Source organism: Campylobacter sp. BCW_6463 (assembly GCF_001762785.1).
Classification (GTDB): Bacteria; Campylobacterota; Campylobacteria; order Campylobacterales; family Campylobacteraceae; genus Campylobacter_D; species Campylobacter_D jejuni.
This window is the reverse complement of the sequence record NZ_MJXL01000041.1, coordinates 110,727-131,258: the sequence shown is the minus strand read 5'-3', so window position 1 is coordinate 131,258 and position 20,532 is coordinate 110,727. Positions and strand designations below refer to the sequence as shown.

Below are 20,532 nucleotides of genomic sequence, written 5' to 3'. Positions count from 1 at the left end.
GAAAGATTTATTTATTTCTTTGAGCCACAAGTTGTCTTCTCATATAAGCAATTTTACTTTGCAAAGGTAATTCTTTAGGGCAATTATCTTCACAAGCAAGCAATGACATACAACCAAAAACACCATCATCATCGCCCACTAATTCATAAAAATCTTCCACACTTCTATGGTCATGCGGATCTTGTAAATATCTAGCTGTTCTTAAAAGTCCTGTAGCAGCTATGAAATTTGGACGCATAAGTTTAGTTGCACAAGAAGCTACACAAATTCCACACTCTATACAACGATCAAGTTCAAAAGTTTCATCCGCAACCTCTGGCTCAATGCGTTCTTCAAGTTTAGAAATATCAGTTTCTTTTTCATTATGCACCCAGCTTTCAACACGCTTACACATGTCTTCAAACCACTCGCCTGTATTCACGCTTAAATCTTTAATATGTCTAAATGCAGGCATAGGCATAAGCTCTATCACTCCATCAGGATAATCTTTAGTTAAAGTTTTGCAAGCAAGTTTTGGCACTCCATTAATCATCATTGCACAAGATCCGCAAATCCCTGCACGACAAACAAAGTCAAAACTCAGATCCGCATCCATTTTTTCACGGATCAAAGTCAAACATACAAAAACTGTCATAAAAGGAGTTTCTTCAAGCTCATAAGTCACAAAATGTGGTTTAGAAATTTTGCTTAAAGGATTATATTTAAATGCCTTTATTGTCAATTTTCTACTCATAATCAACTCCTATTCTTTGGTTTGGTGCTTTATATTTAGCTTGCAATTCATAAGGCATTAAAGCATTTTGAATTTCATAACGACCTTTGCCTTCAGCTTCCATTTTTTCACGGATAGCATCCACTTCAGCTTGGCGTTTTTCACTTAAAGGATTTTCTATAATATTTCCTTTAGCTCCATATCCACGGAATGCTGGTGGAATTTCCATTTTCATAATATCAAGCTCTTCGTATTCTATGCGCGGTAAGGTTTCGCCTTCTACCCAAAAAGTATTGGTTCTTTTCATCCAATTTAAATCATCTCTTTTTGGATAATCTTCTCTATAATGCGCCCCACGACTTTCTGTTCTTAAAAGCGCTCCATAAGCTACACAAAGTGCTATTTTTAACATTCTTGGCACTCTATACGCTTCTTCAAGCTCTGGATTTGCACAATCAAGTTCTTTACAATGTACTTTAACGTCTTGAGAATCTTTATAAAGTTTTTCAAGTTCATCTACTGCTTCTTTCAAACCTTCACCTGTTCTAAAGATGGCCACCTTATCCCACATGATTTCTTTCATTCTGTTTTTGATTTCAAAAACATTATATTTACCTTCTTTATCTACTAAAGATTTTAAATATTGATACTCTTTAGTTAAGAAGTCTTTTACTACATTTGTGTCAATTACTTCACCATTATTTTTACAATAATCTGCAAAATAATCTCCCACTATCATACCTGCTACAACAGTTTCAGCACATGAATTTCCACCTAAACGATTAAATCCGTGCATATCCCAGCAAGCTGCTTCTCCACAAGCAAAAAGTCCGTTTAACCATTGACTTTCACCTGTTGGTTTAGTTCTAATTCCACCCATAGAATAATGCTGCATTGGAAGAACTGGCGCCCAACCTTTTGGACCTTCATCTGCTGGATCAATACCATTGAAAGTTTTGCAAATATCTTGTACATCACGGAGATTTTTTTCCACATGAGCACGACCCAATATAGAAATATCAAGCCATAAATGATCCCCATAAGGGCTTTTTACACCTTTGCCTTTACGAATATGTTCCATCATTCTACGACTTACCACATCACGACTTGCAAGTTCTTTTTTCTCTGGTTCATAATCAGGCATAAAACGATATCCATCCACGTCACGTAAAATTCCACCATCACCACGACAACCTTCAGTAAGCAAAATACCGCTTGGTACAATAGGAGTTGGATGAAATTGCACTGCTTCCATATTTGAAAGTCTGCAAAGCCCTGTTTCAAGAGCAATGGCTGCGCCCGTTCCTTCACAAATTACTGCATTTGTAGTTTGCTTATAAATTCTACCATAGCCCCCTGTTGCTATCATGGTTCCTCTTGCAATATAAGCAATAAGTTGTCCATTAGTTAAATCTCTAGCGATCACACCTAAGCATTTTTTACCATCATGGATAATTCTTACTGCTTCCATTCTATCAATAATTTTTACTTGATGTTTAATAGCTTCATTTGCTACACCATAAAGCATACAATGCCCTGTTGCATCTGCGATATAGCAAGTTCTCCATTTTTTAGTTCCACCAAAATCTCTAGCATTAATAAGCCCGTGCGCTTCTTCTTTTTCTTCAATCACAGTTTTTTGTGCATTGATTACAACAGTTCTTGGACCTTTGGTAACTCTAGTCCAAGGCACACCCCAAGCCGCAAGCTCACGCACTGCTTTTGGCGCAGTTTGAGCAAACATTCTTGCTACTTCTTGATCACAGCCCCAATCACTTCCTTTTACTGTATCTGCAAAGTGAAGATCTTCATTATCACCCTCACCTTTTGCCCCATTTGCTAAACTTGCCTGCATACCTCCTTGCACCGCTGCAGAGTGAGAACGCTTCACTGGACAAATACTTAAAAGTGTTACACTTTGGCCACTCTTTGCTACTTCAATAGCCGCTCTAAGACCTGCTAATCCTCCGCCTATTACTAAAGCATCACTATATTGTATATTCATAATTTGCTCCATTGTAGTTTTTTATCATCGCAGTAGTTTGGGTTTGATTTTGGTAGTTTTCATAACCTATCTTTATAAATGCTGCAAGACTTAACACACCTAAAACTAGGAAGAAAATACTGATTATCCATTTAGCAGTTTTAAGCTTTTTACGACTTTCTTTTACATTTTTTCCTTCAAACCAACCCCATTTAACACAAAGTCTATAAAGCCCTATACTTCCATGAAGCTCAACACACACTAAAAGAACAGCATAAAAAAGCCACATAAAATGACTTACAACCCTATCTCCTGACATATCACCACTAATTTTATCTGCATTGGTTACAATAAAAATAAGATGAGCAGAACCTAAGAAAAACATAATAAAACCTGTAAAAGCTTGAACCCACCATAACGAAGTATCGCTGTGATTCATTTTTTTACTGTGTGTTCTTAGTATTTGATACTGACGGTAATTAATAGGAAATTTTCTCATTGCAAGTAAAGCATGAACGAAAAAAACCACTAAAACACAGGCAGCCAAAAATGAAGTAAGATAACTCATAACAGGATTATCGTAAACAAATTTTAATTCTAAAAAATGTACCACAGAATTAAAAAAATCCTCACTGACTAAAATTGTAGAAACAAAAAGCATATGCACCCACATAAAAAGACCTAAAAAAAGCCCTGAGGCGCTTTGGATAAAGTCTAATTTCGCAGGCATTTTACTTTTTTTGCCCTCAATGCTCTTACCCAAATAACCTTCGATAAGCTCACGCATCTTTACTCCTTTGTAAAAAGAAATTAAAAAATCCATTTCATTATATTACAAAAGTCTTTAAGATAGATTAAATATTTACTTTTTTAAACTTTATACAAATATAAACTAACAAAGCTGTTATAAACATTATAAAACTTAAAATTTGTCCCATACTCATACCCCATAAAACAAAACCCATACCAAAATCAGGCTCGCGATAAAATTCACATATAAATCTTGCCAATGAATAAGCACCAGCATAAACAAGAATCAATTCCCCTTGAAAACTTTGCTTAAATCTTGCTAAATAAACTATAATAAAAACAACAATACCTTCTAAAAATGCTTCATAAAGTTGCGATGGATGACGCAATACTCCATCAACATAAATTCCCCAAGGCACATTTGTAATGCGACCAAAAAGCTCTTGATTTAAAAAATTTCCTATACGACCAAAAACATAAGCCAATGGAACACTTAAAGCAACCAAATCAAGAAAAATCCAAGGATTTGTTTTATATTTTTTACAAAACAATAAAGTAGCTATCAAAAATCCTATAATTGCTCCATGATAACTCATACCTCGAATACCTACAAATTCACCATTAATATAAGGATTAAAAATTTGCCAAGGATGAGTAATATAATACATAGTATTTGCATCATAAATCAAAATATATCCAAGCCTTGCACCTAAAATAACCCCTATTTCAACCCATATAAAATAACTATCCAAATGTTTTTCATTAATGTCTAGTTGAAATTTTCTTACAAAAAATTTAGCCAAAAGCAAAGCCAAAAGCAAAGCTATAACATACATAATGCCATACCAATGCACCTTTAAACCAAAGATGCTAAAAGCTATAACATTAAAATTTGAATAAATATGCTGCCAAAATTCCATATATCTTTCCTAATTTTCTTTTATAAAAATATAACAAAAAAACTTTAACTTGCTATAATTAACACAAACACATTAAATAAAGGTAAAAAATGAAAAAATATATTTTACTTGCTAGTAGTATGTTAATTTTAGCAGCTTGTGGGGGTACAAGTAGTAATTTTGTCAATGTTTCTATGCCAAATTTTAAACCCCAAGTTCCAACAAAGGTTGAACCTATTGATTCTGGAGTAAGCATTGCTCTTGAGCCTATTAATATAGAACAAAATAACAATTATTCTGATTATTTTGAAAATTCAGTGCTTAAAATTCGCATAGAAAAAGAAATTGATCTTTTAAAACAAAATTTAGAAGAGCAGATCAAAACCATCGCTCAACTAAAAGGCTATAAAATAGTTACTACTAATCCAGACTACACTCTTAAAAGTTCAATCAGTATTTATACAGAAGAAAAAAATGCACAAAAAACAAGCAATTTTATGAGTGGAGATTATGTAAAATCCAATTTAGGTATAAATTTTAAAGGTAAAATAGATTTTATAGATGCACACAATCCACAAAATTCAACCAATCTTTCAAGCAGCACCAAACTGGATTCTTTAGTTGCGCTTAACTATCCTATTAAAAATGATGATGGGGTTAATATGTTTAAAACTACTATCTCCACCGTACCAACTCAACTCAATAAAGGTTTGGAGCAACCTGCTTTTGAAATTGATAAAAGTTTTTTAGCTTTTTATAAAAATACATTAAATACACTTTATAACAATCTTCCAAAAGCAACAGACATAGGCAAAACTATACCTAATACAAACAGTAGTTTTAATAGTTTCGATGGCGATGCTACCTTTGAAGAAAGCTTACCTCAAACAAATTTTAATCAAAATAATACAATTGAAAACACACCTACGCAAAATATTCTTACAAATCCATCTTCAACAAATCAAAATAATCAAAGTAAAAATCAAGATGGGGTAGAAATATTTGAATGATAAAACTTGTGAGAAAATTAAATTTTCTCATACAAAAAAATAACTATCATTCTACTTTAAAATCAATGCTTGTTGCATTGCATTTTTTATCATCTCTCTTTTATCTTGTATTTCAAAAAAAAGCTCAAAAGCAAAAACCCCTTGCCATAAAAGCATATCAAGTCCATCTTTAATTTTTAAATGATGCTCTTTACACAATCTATAAAAAGGTGTTTCTCTGCCATAAATTACCTCAAAAGCAAATTTAGCTTTAGGTAAAATTCTATCTAAAAGCTCCCTATCGCAAGGTAAATTTTCATCTTTTAATCCAGCAGAAGTTGAATTTATAACCAAATCAAAATCAAAATCTTGCAAGTCTTTATAAAGATAAGTTCGATAAGCTAAAAAATCTTTAAATCTTTCTTTGCTGCGATTAGCTATATACACTTCTATGCCTTTTTGTTTTAATGTATAAGCAAGTGCCAAAGCTGTACCTCCAGCACCTAAAATCAAAGCTTTTTTTATATTATCAAAATCCTTAATAGCTTCTAAAAAACCTAAAGCATCAGTATTATAAGCGTAAATTTTGTCTTCTTTTAAGCATAAAGTATTTGCAGAGCCAATATTTCTAGCAAAATCATCCTTCACATCAGCAATATCTAAAGCTTTTTCCTTAAAAGGCAAAGTAATATTAGCTCCACTAAGTCCTAATTTAAAAAAATCTTCTCTTAAACAGTTAGCATTTCTTAAATGATAGCGTGTATAAATACTATCAAGCCCTAAGGCTTTAATAGCATTATTATGCATTCTAGGCGATTTAGAGTGAGAAATAGGATCGCCTATAACTGCTAAAAATTTCATTTTAAAGTAAAAGAAAAAGCATCTTTTGCAATATCCTTACGGATTTTAGCAAGTTCTACTGCAATATTTGCCTTTTCAAATGGTCCTATTAAAACCTTAGTAATTTCTTTACCTCCAACTGTAGTTTTATAAAGTTTATAATCATAACCTTTTTGTTTTACAGAAGCAAGTTCTTTTGATTTTTGATCCAAATTACTTACTGAGAAAATTTGCACATAAATACCCGATGCTAAACCACTTGGATGTACAGGTTTAGCATCAACATTTTTAAATAAATCATTTGCATTTTGTTCTTTTTTAGGAGTTTGTTTTGTGCTTTCTTTTTCTTTTTTTACAGCTGTTTGTTTTTTTACTTCTTCTTTAGGTTTTGCAGTTTGTTTTACTTCTTGTTTGGGAGCACTTGCTTGCGGAGTGGTATTTTCTGAAGTAGTTGCTGTTGGTTCTGCTGGAACTTCTTGATCAGGCATAGCAAAATTTGTAGTATCATTGTTATTTGAACTAGAGGTTGTTGTATTTTGAGTTGTATTTTGTTCATCTTGAAATTGTTTTCTTAATGCCTCAAATTGATCTTCTGCTGAAGTATTATCTGTAATTGGCATACTTTCAAAAGAAGTATCATTGTTATTGTCTTGAGTTGCTATAGGTTCACTTGGTAATACACTTTGATTTTGCGTATTTTCATCACCACTACCATTAATAAGTTTCATAACTATCATGATAGCTAAAAACAAAATAACTAAAGCAATAACTCGTAAAAGAATTTTTTTTACTTTTTCACTTTTATTACTTTTTTCTAAAATAATATCATCAAATTCATTTTTTTGATTTTCCATAATTTGTCCTTTCTTACATGTGCTTAGACCAAGAACTTCCTCGTTCTTTTTGATAAACCTCATAAGGCAATATTAAAATATTAAATTCTCTAGGTACATCCATACTAGGAAACACCTTCCATTCTACTGGCATTTTACTTGCAAACATCATTGAAAGTTTAGACGCTAAAGAATAACCTTCGTTTAACGCCGTGTGTCCTTTGTGAATATAAAGATGTAAATGTCCTGGAGTTTTAGTCTTATAGGCTGTGAAATTTATAAAACCTTCTTCTCTTAAAATAAGTTGTGCACGGTGATAAAATCTTTCAGCATTAAAACCATTATAATCAAAGACAATATTTTCTACTTTATTATCTTTTGTTATTAAATCATGAGCGACAACAATTTTTTTAGCAGCGTGTTCTCTCATGACATTTAAATTTAAAGGAGCATCAACTCTTTCAAATTTATCAAAAAATAAGCGACCTCTATGTGTAGTTTTATTTACAATTTTATCGCGTCTTATATAATAATGATCGCCAATTATTTTAATTAGCGACATATCCATTGGTGAAATCAAAACATAGCCCTTTCATAAATAATAAAATTACTTGCAAGTTTTTTTAATTCTTGTTTAATATTCTCTTGTAATTTTTCATTATTAATATCATCTAAAATATCTGCAATATAATTTGACACAGTTTCCATTTCTTTTTCTTTAAAACCTCTGGCAGTAAGGGCTGGAGTTCCGAGTCTTAATCCACTTGTGATAAAAGGACTTCTAATCTCTCCTGGAACGGTATTTTTATTTGCAGTAATACCTGCATTTCCAAGAGCTAAATCTGCATCTTTTCCACTAAATTCACGATCTAAAAAACTCATTAAAACAAGGTGATTATCTGTTCCATCGCTAACAAGTTTAAATTTTCTATCCATTAAAACATTAGCTAAAACCTGAGCATTGGTTCTTACTTGTTTTGCATAAACTTTCCACTCATCGCTAAGATTAAATTTAAATCCTACTGCTTTTGCAGCAATTACATGCATCAAAGGACCACCTTGAATACCTGGAAAAATCGCAGAATTAATTTTTTTAGCAAGCTCTTCATCATTTGCCATAATAATACCACCTCTTGGACCACGCAAAGTTTTATGTGTAGTTGAGCTCACTACATGAGCGTGCGGAAAAGGACTTGGATGTTCGCCTGCTACAACAAGGCCTGCAATATGAGCTATGTCAGCAAAAAGATAAGCACCTATTTCATCGGCAATTTCTCTAAATTTAGCAAAATCAATCACTCTTGCATAAGCACTAGCTCCACAAACTATAAGTTTTGGCTTTTCTTTTTTAGCAATTTCTCTTACTTTTTCATAATCAATTCTTCCATCAAGTTCTACACCGTAAAAACAACTTTCGTACATTTTACCTGAAGAACTTACTTTTGCGCCATGAGTTAAATGTCCACCATGACTTAAATCCATTCCTAAAATTTTATCACCTGGATTAATCAAAGCCGCATAAACACCTTGATTAGCTTGAGAACCCGAATTAGGCTGAACATTAGCAAATTTACAATTAAAAAGTTTTTTACATCTTTCAATGGCTAGAGTTTCAATCTCATCAACAAATTCACAACCACCATAATATCTTTTACCCGGATAACCTTCTGCGTATTTGTTCGTCAAGATACTTCCCATAACTTCCATTACTTCAGGTAAAGTGAAATTTTCACTCGCTATCATTTCAAGACCTTCGCATTGACGCTCTAACTCTTTGTTTGTTAAATCAAAAATTTCTTTATCAAACATTTCTAAACTCATTCTTTCTCCTTTAGTTCTGATTTTAATGGACGCATTGCAGGAAACAATATCACATCACGAATGGATTTTTTATTTGTCAAAAGCATAACAAGTCTATCTATACCTATGCCCTGCCCTGCCGTTGGAGGCATTCCATAACCCAAAGCATTTACAAAATCTTCATCCATTTCACAAGCCTCTTCATCGCCTGCATTTTTAGCTTCAATTTGTTTTAAAAATCTCTCATATTGATCAAGAGGATCATTAAGCTCATTAAAACCATTTGCCAATTCTCTTCCGCAAATAAACAACTCAAATCTCTCAGCAATCTGAGAATCCTCATCGCTACGTCTTGATAAAGGACTTATGGAAATAGGAAAATCAATCACAAAAGTAGGATTGATCAATTTTTCTTCCACATAATTGTCAAAAAGTTCAGCTTGCAAATGTCCAAGTTCAAGCTTTTCATTCGCTTCAAAACCATCTGCTTTTAATTTAGTAAGAATTTTTTCCTTATCTTCGATTAAATCCCTATCTAAACCACCATACTTACAAAGTGCGTCTTTATAGGTTATTCTTTCAAAAGGTTTGGAAAAATTTATCATTTTTCCATCAAATTCTATTGTTTTTCCTAAATTAAGTTTATCCAAAAGTAAAGCAAAAAGTTCTTCGGTTAAATCCATTAAATCTTTATAATTATGATAGGCCCAATAAAATTCTATAGTTGTAAATTCGGGATTATGAGTTAAATCCATACCTTCGTTTCTAAAACAACGATTGATTTCAAAAACCGCCTCAAAACCACCTACTATAAGTCTTTTAAGATAAAGTTCTGGAGCAATTCTTAAAAATCTTTCTACGCCTAAAGAATTATGAAAAGTTACAAAAGGCTTAGCGTTTGCTCCACCTGCAATCGGATGCATCATAGGAGTTTCTACTTCTAAAAAGCCTTTATTTTCAAAAAAATGACGGATTAAACTCACCACTTTAGAACGCACTAAAAAATCTTTTCTAACTTCGACATTCATTATCATATCAACATAACGTTTACGATATCTTTGCTCAATATCTGTTAATCCATGATATTTTTCAGGTAAAGGAACAATAGCTTTTGTAGCGAGTTTTACTTCGCTTGCATGCAAACTAAATTCACCTGTTTTAGTTACAAAAGGAAAACCTTTAACCAAAACAATATCACCCACCTCTAAATTCTTTTTTAAAATCGTATAAAGCTCTTCGCCTACGCTATCTTTACTAAAATAAATTTGTAAATTTGTATCCTCATCTTCAATGTTTGCAAAAATTGATTTCCCAGCTATACGCAAAAGTTTCAAACGTCCTGCAACAACAGCATTGACACTTTCATCTCTTTTTTCAACTTGCTCTAAAATATAAGAAAATTTATCCTTAAAAGTCTTTAAAGACATTTCCTTTTCTAAAAAATGAGGATAAGGATTAATCCCTAATTTTTTTAACTCTTTAGCTTTTTCTATTCTTTGCTGCTCTAAAATATTATCAAACATTTATATTTTTACCTTTGCTTTTTGATTATTACAATCACCACAAACACCATAAAGCTGCATCAAATGCCCTGTAAGTTTAAAACCATGTTCTTTTGCAATCAAGGCTTGCTGTCTTTCTATAATAGGATTTTCAAACTCTATAATTTTTCCGCAATTTTTACATATCATATGATCATGGTGAGGTTTATTAGCAAGCTCATATTTTTTACCTGCTGAACCAAAAGAAATGGAAGTTACCATTTCTGCTTCTTCAAGTAAATTTAAAGTACGATAAACAGTTGCAATTCCTACATTTAAATCAGGTTCAGCTTGTTTGATTTCCATATATAAACTTTCGGGTGTGTAATGAGTATCACTGTGATAAAGAGTTTTTAAAAGTACTTCTCTTTGCTTGGTATATTTAAGTCCGCCTTGTCTTAATATTTTTTTAAATCTCTCAAGTAAAACATCATATTCCACATTTTCTATCAGCATATCACTCCCCTTTTTGAGTATTGTTTAAATCACTTACAATATCTTGCAACTTTTCACTAGCATGATCTAGACTATTTTCTGTTAAAGGTTGATTCATAATAAAAGATCCCGTTTCTTTAAGTAAATTTAAAGTATAGCTATTTTTAGCAAAATTATCTAATTTATCATTTAAAAAATCAATTCTTGCCACACAAAAAACTAAAATTGCAAAAATTAAAAAGATTTTTGCTCCACCAAATATAAAGCCACCAATACGATCTAAAAAACCTAGGCCACTTAATTTAATCAACCTAGAAAGAAAATTACCCACCAATAAACAAACTATCCAAAAAATAATTAATATGGCTAAAAATCCAGCAAATCCAGCTAAGCTTTGATTTTCTATCTTATAAAAAGTACTTTGTATAAATTCAGCTGCTTGAGTTGCATATTTTGAAGCAATAAAAACACCACCAATAATACCCAAAAGTCCAAAAATTTCTTTTATCAAACCATTGATAATACCCTTAAGCCCTAAAAGCAAGGTAAATCCTAAAATAAAAGCATCAAACCAATAAAAATTCATTTCAATCACTCTCTGATTTTTTTTGTTTTAAATTTATTCTACAAATAAGCACTAAATGCTAAGTTAATCATTCTATGATTTTAGGAACAACAAAAAAATGTTCTTGTTTTTTTGGAGCACAATCTAAAACCTCATCAATAACATTGCTATTTCTTATCTCATCAATCCTCAAAGGAGCTCCACCTTTTATAGTACTCACAGTAATCTCTTGGGAATCTAAATCAAGTTCGTTTAATTTTTCAACAAAATTCACAATTTCACTTAACTGTGCAATAGTTTCATTTCTGTTTTTTGTTATTTGTAAAGCACTTAATTTTTCAAGCTTGCTTAATAATTTCTCATCTATTTGCATTTCTTAAACCTTAATAAAAAAGTTAAAATTTTGAAAATTATATCATAAAAAGCTTTAAATTGTTTAGGATATTTTGCAATTTATATGATACAATATCATAATTTTTCTATACAAAAATAAAAATATTTTTTCAAGGATAAATTTTGGGACTAAAAGATAATTTAAAAGCTGTTAAAAATGAACTTAACACAGAAGAACGATTTATAGAAAATTTTATCAAAGGAGAGAGATTTATACGCAAGTATAAATTTTATATATCTGCTGTTGTGATAATTTTAGTTGCTTGGTTTGCTGGAAATTTTATAATCTCAAAAATAAACGATTATAAAACAAAAGAAGCAAATGAAATTTATGCCAATCTAATACAAGATCCTAGCAATAAAAATCTTTTAGAACAACTTAAAAATAAAAATACTAATCTTTACACTATCTTTTTGCTAAAAGAAAATATTAATGATCTTAATAATACAGCCTTTCAAAATGAACTAAAACAAATTTATAATAATGCTCAAACAAACACTTTACTTAAAAATATTATTGCATTATCTTTAGGAGATAAATCAATATTTTTAAAAAATTATGATAAATTATTAGAAGCTTACAAACTTTTAGAGCAAAATAAAATCGAAGAAGCTAATGTTTTACTTTCTCGGATAAAAGAAAATTCAAGTTTAAATCAAATAGCTAAAAACCTCAAACATTATCAAGGCATTACACAATGAAAAAAATATTTTTAACACTATTTTGTTTAATATTTCTATGTGCTTGTGGCACCAAAAGACAATATTTTGAACCAAAACAAACCGATGGAGATTTAAGTCATAATAGCAATTTAAAAAGTAAAATCGTTGATTGGAATCTAGTTTCTGCAAAACTTAGCAATAATACAGCTATCTTAAAAAATAATATCTCCATAGACAAGTTTAAACTTCCTAAAAATTATATGCTTCTAGCTTATCAAGATGGGGAATATTTTACTGCAGATAATAATGGAAATTTAAAAATTTTTGACAATTCTTATAATGAAATTTATAATTTTCAATTTGACGCTAGTGTTGTAGGAGTAGCTTCTAATGGAGATGATTTAGCCCTTGTACTTGCAAACAATACTATAGTTCTTGCAAATCGTTCTTTGGGTATTAAATTTAGTCAAACCCTAACCTCAGCTCCAGCTCAAGACAGTCGTACCGCTAATCCTATATTTTTAGACAATATCATCGTATATCCAACGCTAGATGGCAAAATTTTAATTCTTTCAAGAAACAATCTTCAAGTCATTAAAGATGTGGTTATTTCAGCAGAAAATTTTTTCAACAATGTAATCCATCTAAGTGTAATCGGAGATAAACTTATAGCAGCAACAGCTAAAAAAATCATTGTTGTAAGCCCTGCTAGAACTCTTTATCTTGACGCTGACATAAAAGATGTTGCACTTAGTGATGATGGTATTTTTATACTAGAAAAAGATGGCACTATTATTAAAACTGATTATAACTTAAGAAAAATTGCAGAAAAAAAATTTGAATTTGCTATTTTTGTAAAAAGCAATATATACAATAATTATTTATACATTTTTGAAAAAACAGGCTATCTTATCAAAATGAATCTAAATTTAGATAATACACAAGTATTTAAACTTTCAGAAGCTGTTGATAAAATTTCTTTCATGGGGAATGGTAAATTTTACTACGGAGATAAAATTTTAGATTTGCTATGATAAAAATTTTAGAACAAACAATAAAGTCTTTAAAATTAAATTTAAAGCCCTATGACTTAAGTATGTTGACTAGAAAAAAAAGTTATATTTGTGCTAAAGATCAAAATAACATTCTTTTTATGTATACAGGAAAAACAAAATTTTTAATGAAAGATGCCTTATTTTTAGAAAATCTAGCACAGCAAATTAACATAAATAACAAATATTTTTTTAGTATGGCTTCTCTTTGCTCTAAAGCAAAAAATCATCTAGAAATGAAAGGATTTAATATCTATGTTGCTCTGTGATATTGGGAATTCAAATGCTAATTTCCTAGATGATAACAAATATTTTACTCTTAGTATAGATCAGTTTTTAGAATTTAAAAATGAACAAAAAATTTTTTATATCAATGTCAATGAACATCTCAAAGAACATTTAAAAAATCAAAAAAAATTTATCAATCTTGAACCTTATTTTTTATTTGATACAATTTATCAAGGATTAGGAATCGATCGCATAGCAGCTTGTTATACTATTGAAGATGGAGTTGTTGTAGATGCAGGTAGTGCTATTACAATTGATATTATTTCTAATTCTATACATCTTGGTGGTTTTATCTTGCCAGGTATTGCAAATTATAAAAAAATTTATAGCCATATTTCACCACGATTAAAAAGTGAATTTAACACTCAAGTTAGTCTTGATGCATTCCCACAAAAAACCATGGATGCTTTAAGTTATGGTGTTTTTAAAGGAATTTACCTACTGATAAAAGATACCGCTCAAAATAAAAAGCTTTATTTCACTGGTGGAGATGGGCAATTTTTAGCAAATTATTTCGATCACGCAATTTATGATAAACTTTTAATCTTTCGAGGAATGAAAAAGATTATAAAAGAAAATCCCAATTTACTTTATTAAAAATGTTACAAAAATTCTCATTGATATCAAACCTTAATGAAATTTAACTTTTTGTAAAACAAATTCAATTAAACTTCTATTTAGAAAAAAGTTTATTAAAATAAAAAAAGGAAAAACAATGAGCCAACAAGAATTTGATGTGCTTGTCATCGGAGCTGGAATTTCAGGAGCAGCATTATTTTACGAGCTTGCAAGATATACAAATATTAAAAATATTGCTTTGATAGAAAAATATAATACAGCTGCAACATTAAATTCTAAGGGAACGAGTAATTCTCAAACCATTCATTGTGGAGATATTGAAACCAATTATACTTTAGAAAAAGCGCGAAAAGTAAAAAGAACAGCTGATATGATAGTTAAATATGGACTCATGCAAAATGCGCAAAATAATTTCATGTTTTCTCATCAAAAAATGGCTCTAGCTGTTGGAGATATAGAATGTGATTATATGAAAAAACGCTATGAAGAATTTAAAGAACTTTATCCTTATATAAAATTTTTCGATAAAGCAAAAATCAAACAAATTGAACCCAAGGTTGTTTTAGGAGAAGATTGCAATCAAGATAGACCTGAAAATATCTGCGCCATGGGTGTTGAAAGCGGCGAGGTTTTTACAACTGTAGATTTTGGGAAAATGAGTATAAATCTAATAGAACAAGCCCAAAAACAAAATAAAAATACTTTCGTTGCCTTTAATCAAGAAATTATTCACATAGAAAAAAAGGATGATATTTTTATATTAAAAACCTCAAATCATCAAGAATACCATGCCAAAAGCGTAGTTGTCAATGCTGGAGCGCACTCTTTATATTTAGCACATAAAATGAACTTAGGTATGGATAAGTCTTGTTGGCCTGTTGCAGGAAGTTTTTATTTAACCAAACAAAAACTTTTAAATGGCAAGGTTTATATGGTGCAAAATCCTAAACTTCCATTTGCAGCTCTTCATGGAGATCCTGATTTACTTGCTAATATGAACACTCGCTTTGGACCTACTGCACTTGTTATTCCAAAACTAGAACGTTATCATGGTCTAAAATCAGTTCCAGAATTTTTTGAAGCACTAAAACTTGATAAAACTGTTTTAAAAGTAACTTTTAATATGTTTAAAGATGCAACAATTAGAAATTACATCTTTTATAATTATCTTTTTGAACTACCTTTTATTGATAAAAGCTTATTTGTTAAAGATGCCAAAAAAATAGTCCCAAGTCTTAAAGCAAGCGATATTTATTATGCAAAAGGTTTTGGAGGCGTAAGACCACAAGTTATTGATAAAACTAAAGGAGAATTAATGCTAGGTGAAGCAAGCATCACAGAAACCCCTGGTATTATTTTCAATATGACTCCAAGTCCTGGAGCAACAAGTTGTCTAGGAAATGCTGAAAGAGATGCAAAGCTTGTATGTAATTACCTAGGAATGGAATTTAACGAAGATAAATTTTCTTCAGAATTATTGTAATCATTTTGTTTCTATTTTTAGCTACAATAATTTCAAAAGGAGTTTACCATGCTTAAAAAAACAAAAATTGTAGCCACAGTAGGTCCAGCAAGTGAAAAGGAAGAAATTCTACGCCAAATGATTATCAATGGTGTAAATGTTTTCCGTTTAAACTTTTCTCATGGAACACATGAGTATCATAAAAAAAACTTAGATACCATAAGAAGAGTAGCTAAAGAATTGCATACTCGTATTGGAATTTTACAAGACATTAGTGGTCCTAAAATTCGTACAGGTGAACTTAAAGAACCATTTGAATTAAAAAAGGGTGATAGACTTGATTTTTATCGTGAAACAATTTTAGGGGAGAAGATTGCTCAAAATCATTATAAAATCAGTATCAATCAAAAATCCATTTTAGATATGTTAAAAATTGATGAATATATTTATCTGTATGATGGATCAATTCGTGCTAAAGTACTAAATATAGATAATCAAAAAATTGAAACCATTATAGAAAATGATGGTTTTTTAAACTCAAATAAAGGTATTAATTTTCCGAATACTAAAATCAATATTGATGTTATTACACAAAAAGATAAAAATGATTTACTTTGGGGTATAAAAAATGAAGTAGATTTTTTAGCAATATCTTTCGTGCAAAATGCGCACGATATTGATGAAGTTCGTGAAATTTTAGCACAAAATAACGCAAAAATATCTATTTTTGCAAAAATTGAAAAATTTGATGCAGTAGAAAATATTGATGAGATTATTAAATCTAGCGATGGTATAATGGTTGCAAGAGGAGACTTAGGTATTGAAGTACCTTATTATAAAGTTCCTAATATCCAAAAAGAAATTATACAAAAAGCAAACAATGCCTCTAAGCCTGTTATTACTGCGACTCAGATGCTTTTTTCATTAGCCAAAAGCAAAACCGCCACAAGAGCTGAAATTTCAGATGTTGCAAATGCTGTTTTAGATGGAACAGATGCAGTAATGCTAAGTGAAGAAAGCGCCGTTGGTATAGATCCTGCAAACGCTGTTGATATAATGTGCCAAACTATAATAGAAACAGAAAAACGCTATCCATATAACAAATTTAATGATTTTAATGATTTAGACAATACAGATAAAATCATGCGTTCTTCAGCTCATCTTGCAACAGATCTTAACTCTGATGCTATTTTTTCTTTAACAAGTAGCGGAAAATCTGCTATTAAGATTGCAAGATATCGCCCAAATATAGAAATCATAGCAGTAGGGCATTCTGAAAAAACCTTAAACTCTTTAAGTATAGTTTGGGGAGTTAATCCTGCGATTTTGGTTAACAAGAGTAATGAACTTACAGAATTATTAAAAGACTCTGTAAGATCAAGTGTTGAAAAAGGTTTTATGGATGAAGACAAATGCTATCTTCTAACTGCAGGCTTTCCAACAGGAGTAGAAGGTACTAGCAATCTTATCCGCATTCTCAATAAAGAGCAAATTGCTTATTATCTACAATAAAACATTAAATTCCTTTGAAAATAAGGAATTTAATGTTCTTATAAATTTTTTAAGTCAAAAGTCGATATAAATTAAAGCCTCACACAAAGGAGCAAATATGCAAGTGAATACTTTTTCAAATATCGCTAGCATGGCACAAACACAAGTTAGCAATAAGAAGGCAGATGATGCTAAGGAAAACACAAAAGACAAAAATGTTCAAAGTGCTAATTCTAGCAAGGATGTAGATAAAAATACCCTTGAAAAATTAAATGCACTTGGTGGAAAGGGCATTACACAAATTTACCTAGTTCAATTTCAACAGCAAACAATGAATGCTGTAATAGGTTCGAGCAATGCCCAAACTGGACTAGATAGTCTTTTAAATGGTGCCAATTTAGATACTGCGAAATCTATACTTACAAATATTGATTTTGCATCCTTAGGCTACAGTGGCAAAAATCCACTTGATATGAATACAGATGAACTTCAACAACTTGTAAGTGAAAATGGTTTTTTTGGAGTGGAAAATACAGCCAATCGCATCGCGGATTTTGTTATTAAAGGCGGTGGCGACGATGTTGAAAAATTGAAAAAAGGTCTTGAAGGTATGAAAAAAGGATTTGAGCAAGCAGAAAAAATGTGGGGCGGAGAACTTCCTCAAATCAGTCAAAATACAATAGATGCGGCACTTAAAAAAGTTAGCGATCGCATTGATGAACTAGGCGGAAAAACTCTAGATCTTCAAGCTTAACTAAAAATGCTTAGAAATTTCTAAGCATTTTTAGTTGTTATTAATATCAAAAGTAAAAAATTCACTCTTAAAATTATTAGGTAAAGTTTTATACTGAGATATCGCAGCTTCATAGTTCTTTACTTCTTGATACAACATACCAAGAGCTGCTTTACTCTCTTTGTTATTTTTATCTGTAAGTTTAGAAAGCTGCAAAAGCGCTATAGCTGAATTTGGATTATTTGCACCTACGGCTGCTACGGCTGCTAAAAATAAAGTTTTAGTATCTTTAGCTCCATAATCATCAATCAAAGAATTATAAAGCGCATAAGCCTCCTCGTATTGCTGTGCAAAAATATCCAAATAAGCTAAAGTTTGTAAAATACCCTCATCTTTTGCTCCTGAAACATTAATCAACTCTTTAAATTTCTGTCTTTCTAAATTTAAAAGCCCTGCAATATGCATTAAATTAACATAAAATTCCCTAGCTATATTTGGCCCACCAAAAACACTACGATAATCAAGTTTTAAATTTTTAAAATGAATTTGAGCATTTTGAGCATATTCTTTAATATTTAAATTTGAATTTAAAGAATTAAAATACAAAATATTTGTCAAAATATCTTCAGGCAACTCTGAACGCAATTTAGCAATTTTCACATCTACTTGATTATTAAGGTTATTATTTTTAGCAACAATAGCTTCAAAAATCAAACTCAAAGGCGTGTCTTTTTTTGTTTCATCTAAATAAGGAAGCATAGAAATATAATTATTATTAACTAAAAACAACATACTTTTTTGCATATTAGCTTTAAAATTAGAATCAGCAGCTATATTATCAAGAATTTCATTGTAAAGTTTAGTTGTATCAATATCAATTAATTTTGCACAAAACATAGCAAAAGCACCTGCTAAGTAATTTTTAGGATTAAGATGATATGAACTTGAAAAATGCTTATAAGCAAGTTCATAATTTTGCATTTGGGCATAGGTTAAAGCCAAATTATAATGTAAAATACTATGTTCTGGATAATCCTTGATAAGTTTTTGAAATTCTTGGTTAGCAAGGCGTAACTTCTGATTTAATGCATAGTTAATAATATTGGCAATTTTTACATTGGTAGATGAAAGAGCTTTGCTTGCATTAAGATAAATTCCCGCATCAGTACTATCATCTACGAAATCTGTAACATTAGCTTTTTTAATATACAAAGCAGCCTGCTTACTATCAAACACTTGATAAGGTGCAAAATAAAAAAGTAAATCGAATTGATCTTTTTGTTTTTTTAACAAATCTTTTGAAAAAGAATTTTGAGCAACTGCTATATTAAAAAGATCCTTATTTAAACGAACTTGAATTTTATAAGTATCTAAAATCTTATATCTATCTTTATCATTATCATAAGAATTTTGCAAGCGTGCTAACATATCTTGATAATTTCCTGTTTTAATATCAACCAATGTCAAAGCCGCCAAACTCTGATTAAAATCTCTTTCAATTTTCATCGCTGTACTTAAAGCGACTTTAGCTTTAGCATATTCTCCTATTCTAGCATATAAAAGACCTAAAGATAAACTAGATTCAAAATTGCCTTGAGAATTTAATTGCTGTATAGCCTTGGAATCAAAGTCCATTTTTGCATAAATTTTAGCAGACAAATACTTTGCAACATCAGAATACGGCTCCACATCTGTTCTTTGCAACATTTGTAAGGCCTCAGGGTAATATCCTTTGTAATAATTAATCAAGCTTAAATAATAATCATATAATTTTGATTTTCCTTCTTTTGGAAGATACACTTGAGCTAAATCAATATAATATCTAAATTTTTCCTTATCATTAAGCTTTAAAGCACAAACAGCAGCATTGATAGCAGCTACACTTTGATTTTCTCCATTGGCTATAGCTTTCTTGAAGCTTTCAAAAGCTTCTTGGAATTTATTCTCATTCATTTGAGAAACGCCTAAATTATAATTAGATAAAGATTCATTATATACGGCAACTTGCTCATAAACTTTTAAAGCCTGTTCAACCTCACCCTTTAAATATAAAGCATTTGCTTTTTGGATCATACCATCAATTCTTTGCATATCATTGTATTTATATGATTCATCAGGCATAACAACAGGTTGTTCTAAAGGCTTAGAAGCTATAATATCTGGTTTAATTTTTCCTTCACTAAAAGTTAAATAAAAAAGTGTAAAAACTAAAATACAAATAATCCCCAAAGATAAACCCACAAGAGACATAAACTTACGATCTTTATACCAAGGCGTAGGCTCTTGACTTTCAACTTCTTCAAAAGTTGATACATCTTCAGGCGCACTTTCTCTTGTAAATTTAAAACCACTTTCACTATTTTCTTGAGGTAATTCTTCTGGCAATGATGCAAATTCTTCATCTTCTGGAGCTTGCCCCTCTTGCCCTTTAAATCCCTCTAAACTCTCATCAAGTCTTGGTTGATTTAAGCCATCTTCGGGTTTTTCTAGTATTATATCTTCTTGTTCAGCCATCTATACTCT

The 20,532-nt window shown here is 30.6% G+C and carries 21 protein-coding genes; 8 read left to right on the top strand and 13 right to left on the bottom strand.

The window, feature by feature from the left end; all coding sequences use genetic code 11:
• Positions 1-7 precede the first annotated feature (7 nt).
• The 4 genes from AJ884_RS04830 to lgt form a co-directional block, all read right to left on the bottom strand.
• On the bottom strand, positions 8-733 hold the full coding sequence (locus AJ884_RS04830) for a fumarate reductase iron-sulfur subunit (protein ID WP_002854302.1): 726 nt from the start codon (positions 731-733) through the stop codon (positions 8-10).
• Positions 726-2,717 carry a fumarate reductase flavoprotein subunit gene (locus AJ884_RS04825; RefSeq protein WP_002861159.1) on the bottom strand — a complete coding sequence of 664 codons (1,992 nt, stop codon included), beginning with the start codon at positions 2,715-2,717 and terminating at the stop codon, positions 726-728. The genes AJ884_RS04830 and AJ884_RS04825 overlap by 8 nt, the downstream gene beginning before the upstream one ends.
• Complete coding sequence (locus AJ884_RS04820) at positions 2,701-3,483, bottom strand: fumarate reductase cytochrome b subunit (RefSeq protein WP_002854660.1); 783 nt, start codon at positions 3,481-3,483, stop codon at positions 2,701-2,703. The genes AJ884_RS04825 and AJ884_RS04820 overlap by 17 nt, the downstream gene beginning before the upstream one ends.
• Positions 3,484-3,550: 67 nt before the next feature.
• A complete protein-coding gene (gene lgt, locus AJ884_RS04815) occupies positions 3,551-4,366 on the bottom strand; it encodes a prolipoprotein diacylglyceryl transferase (RefSeq protein WP_070233628.1) in 816 nt (271 codons plus the stop codon).
• A gap of 89 nt (positions 4,367-4,455) precedes the next feature.
• Here lgt and AJ884_RS04810 point away from each other — a divergent pair, with 89 nt between their 5' ends.
• Positions 4,456-5,355, top strand: coding sequence for a membrane lipoprotein lipid attachment site-containing protein (locus AJ884_RS04810; RefSeq protein WP_070233629.1), 900 nt, complete (start codon positions 4,456-4,458; stop codon positions 5,353-5,355).
• A 51-nt stretch (positions 5,356-5,406) separates the two neighbouring features.
• Here AJ884_RS04810 and AJ884_RS04805 read toward each other — a convergent pair whose 3' ends face one another.
• The 8 genes from AJ884_RS04805 to gatC form a co-directional block, all read right to left on the bottom strand.
• A complete protein-coding gene (locus tag AJ884_RS04805) occupies positions 5,407-6,195 on the bottom strand; it encodes a shikimate dehydrogenase (protein WP_070233630.1) in 789 nt (262 codons plus the stop codon).
• Complete coding sequence (locus AJ884_RS04800) at positions 6,192-7,028, bottom strand: SPOR domain-containing protein (RefSeq protein WP_004313898.1); 837 nt, start codon at positions 7,026-7,028, stop codon at positions 6,192-6,194. The genes AJ884_RS04805 and AJ884_RS04800 overlap by 4 nt, the downstream gene beginning before the upstream one ends.
• A gap of 13 nt (positions 7,029-7,041) precedes the next feature.
• Positions 7,042-7,587 carry a DUF1882 domain-containing protein gene (locus AJ884_RS04795; RefSeq protein WP_002870803.1) on the bottom strand — a complete coding sequence of 182 codons (546 nt, stop codon included), beginning with the start codon at positions 7,585-7,587 and terminating at the stop codon, positions 7,042-7,044.
• Complete coding sequence (locus AJ884_RS04790; RefSeq protein ID WP_002870802.1) at positions 7,584-8,828, bottom strand: serine hydroxymethyltransferase; 1,245 nt, start codon at positions 8,826-8,828, stop codon at positions 7,584-7,586. The genes AJ884_RS04795 and AJ884_RS04790 overlap by 4 nt, the downstream gene beginning before the upstream one ends.
• On the bottom strand, positions 8,825-10,330 hold the full coding sequence (lysS, locus tag AJ884_RS04785; protein ID WP_002869930.1) for a lysine--tRNA ligase: 1,506 nt from the start codon (positions 10,328-10,330) through the stop codon (positions 8,825-8,827). The genes AJ884_RS04790 and lysS overlap by 4 nt, the downstream gene beginning before the upstream one ends.
• Complete coding sequence (locus AJ884_RS04780; protein ID WP_002854230.1) at positions 10,331-10,804, bottom strand: Fur family transcriptional regulator; 474 nt, start codon at positions 10,802-10,804, stop codon at positions 10,331-10,333.
• Position 10,805: 1 nt separating this feature from the next.
• A complete protein-coding gene (locus tag AJ884_RS04775; RefSeq protein WP_002869932.1) occupies positions 10,806-11,369 on the bottom strand; it encodes a CvpA family protein in 564 nt (187 codons plus the stop codon).
• Between the two features lie 67 nt (positions 11,370-11,436).
• Positions 11,437-11,721 carry an Asp-tRNA(Asn)/Glu-tRNA(Gln) amidotransferase subunit GatC gene (gene gatC, locus AJ884_RS04770; RefSeq protein ID WP_002858734.1) on the bottom strand — a complete coding sequence of 95 codons (285 nt, stop codon included), beginning with the start codon at positions 11,719-11,721 and terminating at the stop codon, positions 11,437-11,439.
• 143 nt (positions 11,722-11,864) lie between these two features.
• On the opposite strand from gatC, the gene AJ884_RS04765 reads away from it, so the two are divergent.
• The 7 genes from AJ884_RS04765 (at position 11,865) to AJ884_RS04735 (ending at position 18,030) form a co-directional block, all read left to right on the top strand.
• A complete protein-coding gene (locus AJ884_RS04765; protein WP_002895444.1) occupies positions 11,865-12,443 on the top strand; it encodes a hypothetical protein in 579 nt (192 codons plus the stop codon).
• Positions 12,440-13,438 carry a hypothetical protein gene (locus AJ884_RS04760; protein ID WP_002869933.1) on the top strand — a complete coding sequence of 333 codons (999 nt, stop codon included), beginning with the start codon at positions 12,440-12,442 and terminating at the stop codon, positions 13,436-13,438. Before AJ884_RS04765 ends, AJ884_RS04760 begins: the two co-directional genes overlap by 4 nt.
• Positions 13,435-13,725, top strand: coding sequence for a hypothetical protein (locus AJ884_RS04755; RefSeq protein ID WP_002859475.1), 291 nt, complete (start codon positions 13,435-13,437; stop codon positions 13,723-13,725). Before AJ884_RS04760 ends, AJ884_RS04755 begins: the two co-directional genes overlap by 4 nt.
• The gene (locus tag AJ884_RS04750; protein WP_070276421.1) at positions 13,712-14,341 is read left to right on the top strand and encodes a type III pantothenate kinase; all 630 of its coding nucleotides are present in this window, start codon (positions 13,712-13,714) and stop codon (positions 14,339-14,341) included. The genes AJ884_RS04755 and AJ884_RS04750 overlap by 14 nt, the downstream gene beginning before the upstream one ends.
• A 118-nt stretch (positions 14,342-14,459) precedes the next feature.
• Positions 14,460-15,806 (top strand): FAD-dependent oxidoreductase, encoded by a 1,347-nt coding sequence (locus AJ884_RS04745; RefSeq protein ID WP_070276419.1) that lies wholly within the window; start codon positions 14,460-14,462, stop codon positions 15,804-15,806.
• A 48-nt stretch (positions 15,807-15,854) separates the two neighbouring features.
• Complete coding sequence (gene pyk / locus AJ884_RS04740) at positions 15,855-17,297, top strand: pyruvate kinase (protein WP_070276417.1); 1,443 nt, start codon at positions 15,855-15,857, stop codon at positions 17,295-17,297.
• Positions 17,298-17,394: 97 nt separating this feature from the next.
• Positions 17,395-18,030, top strand: a complete 636-nt coding sequence (locus AJ884_RS04735) for a hypothetical protein (protein ID WP_070276415.1) — start codon at positions 17,395-17,397, stop codon at positions 18,028-18,030.
• 30 nt (positions 18,031-18,060) lie between these two features.
• On the opposite strand, the gene pflB is transcribed toward AJ884_RS04735, so the two are convergent.
• A complete protein-coding gene (gene pflB, locus AJ884_RS04730) occupies positions 18,061-20,523 on the bottom strand; it encodes a motility protein PflB (protein ID WP_070278293.1) in 2,463 nt (820 codons plus the stop codon).
• Positions 20,524-20,532: the final 9 nt, after the last annotated feature.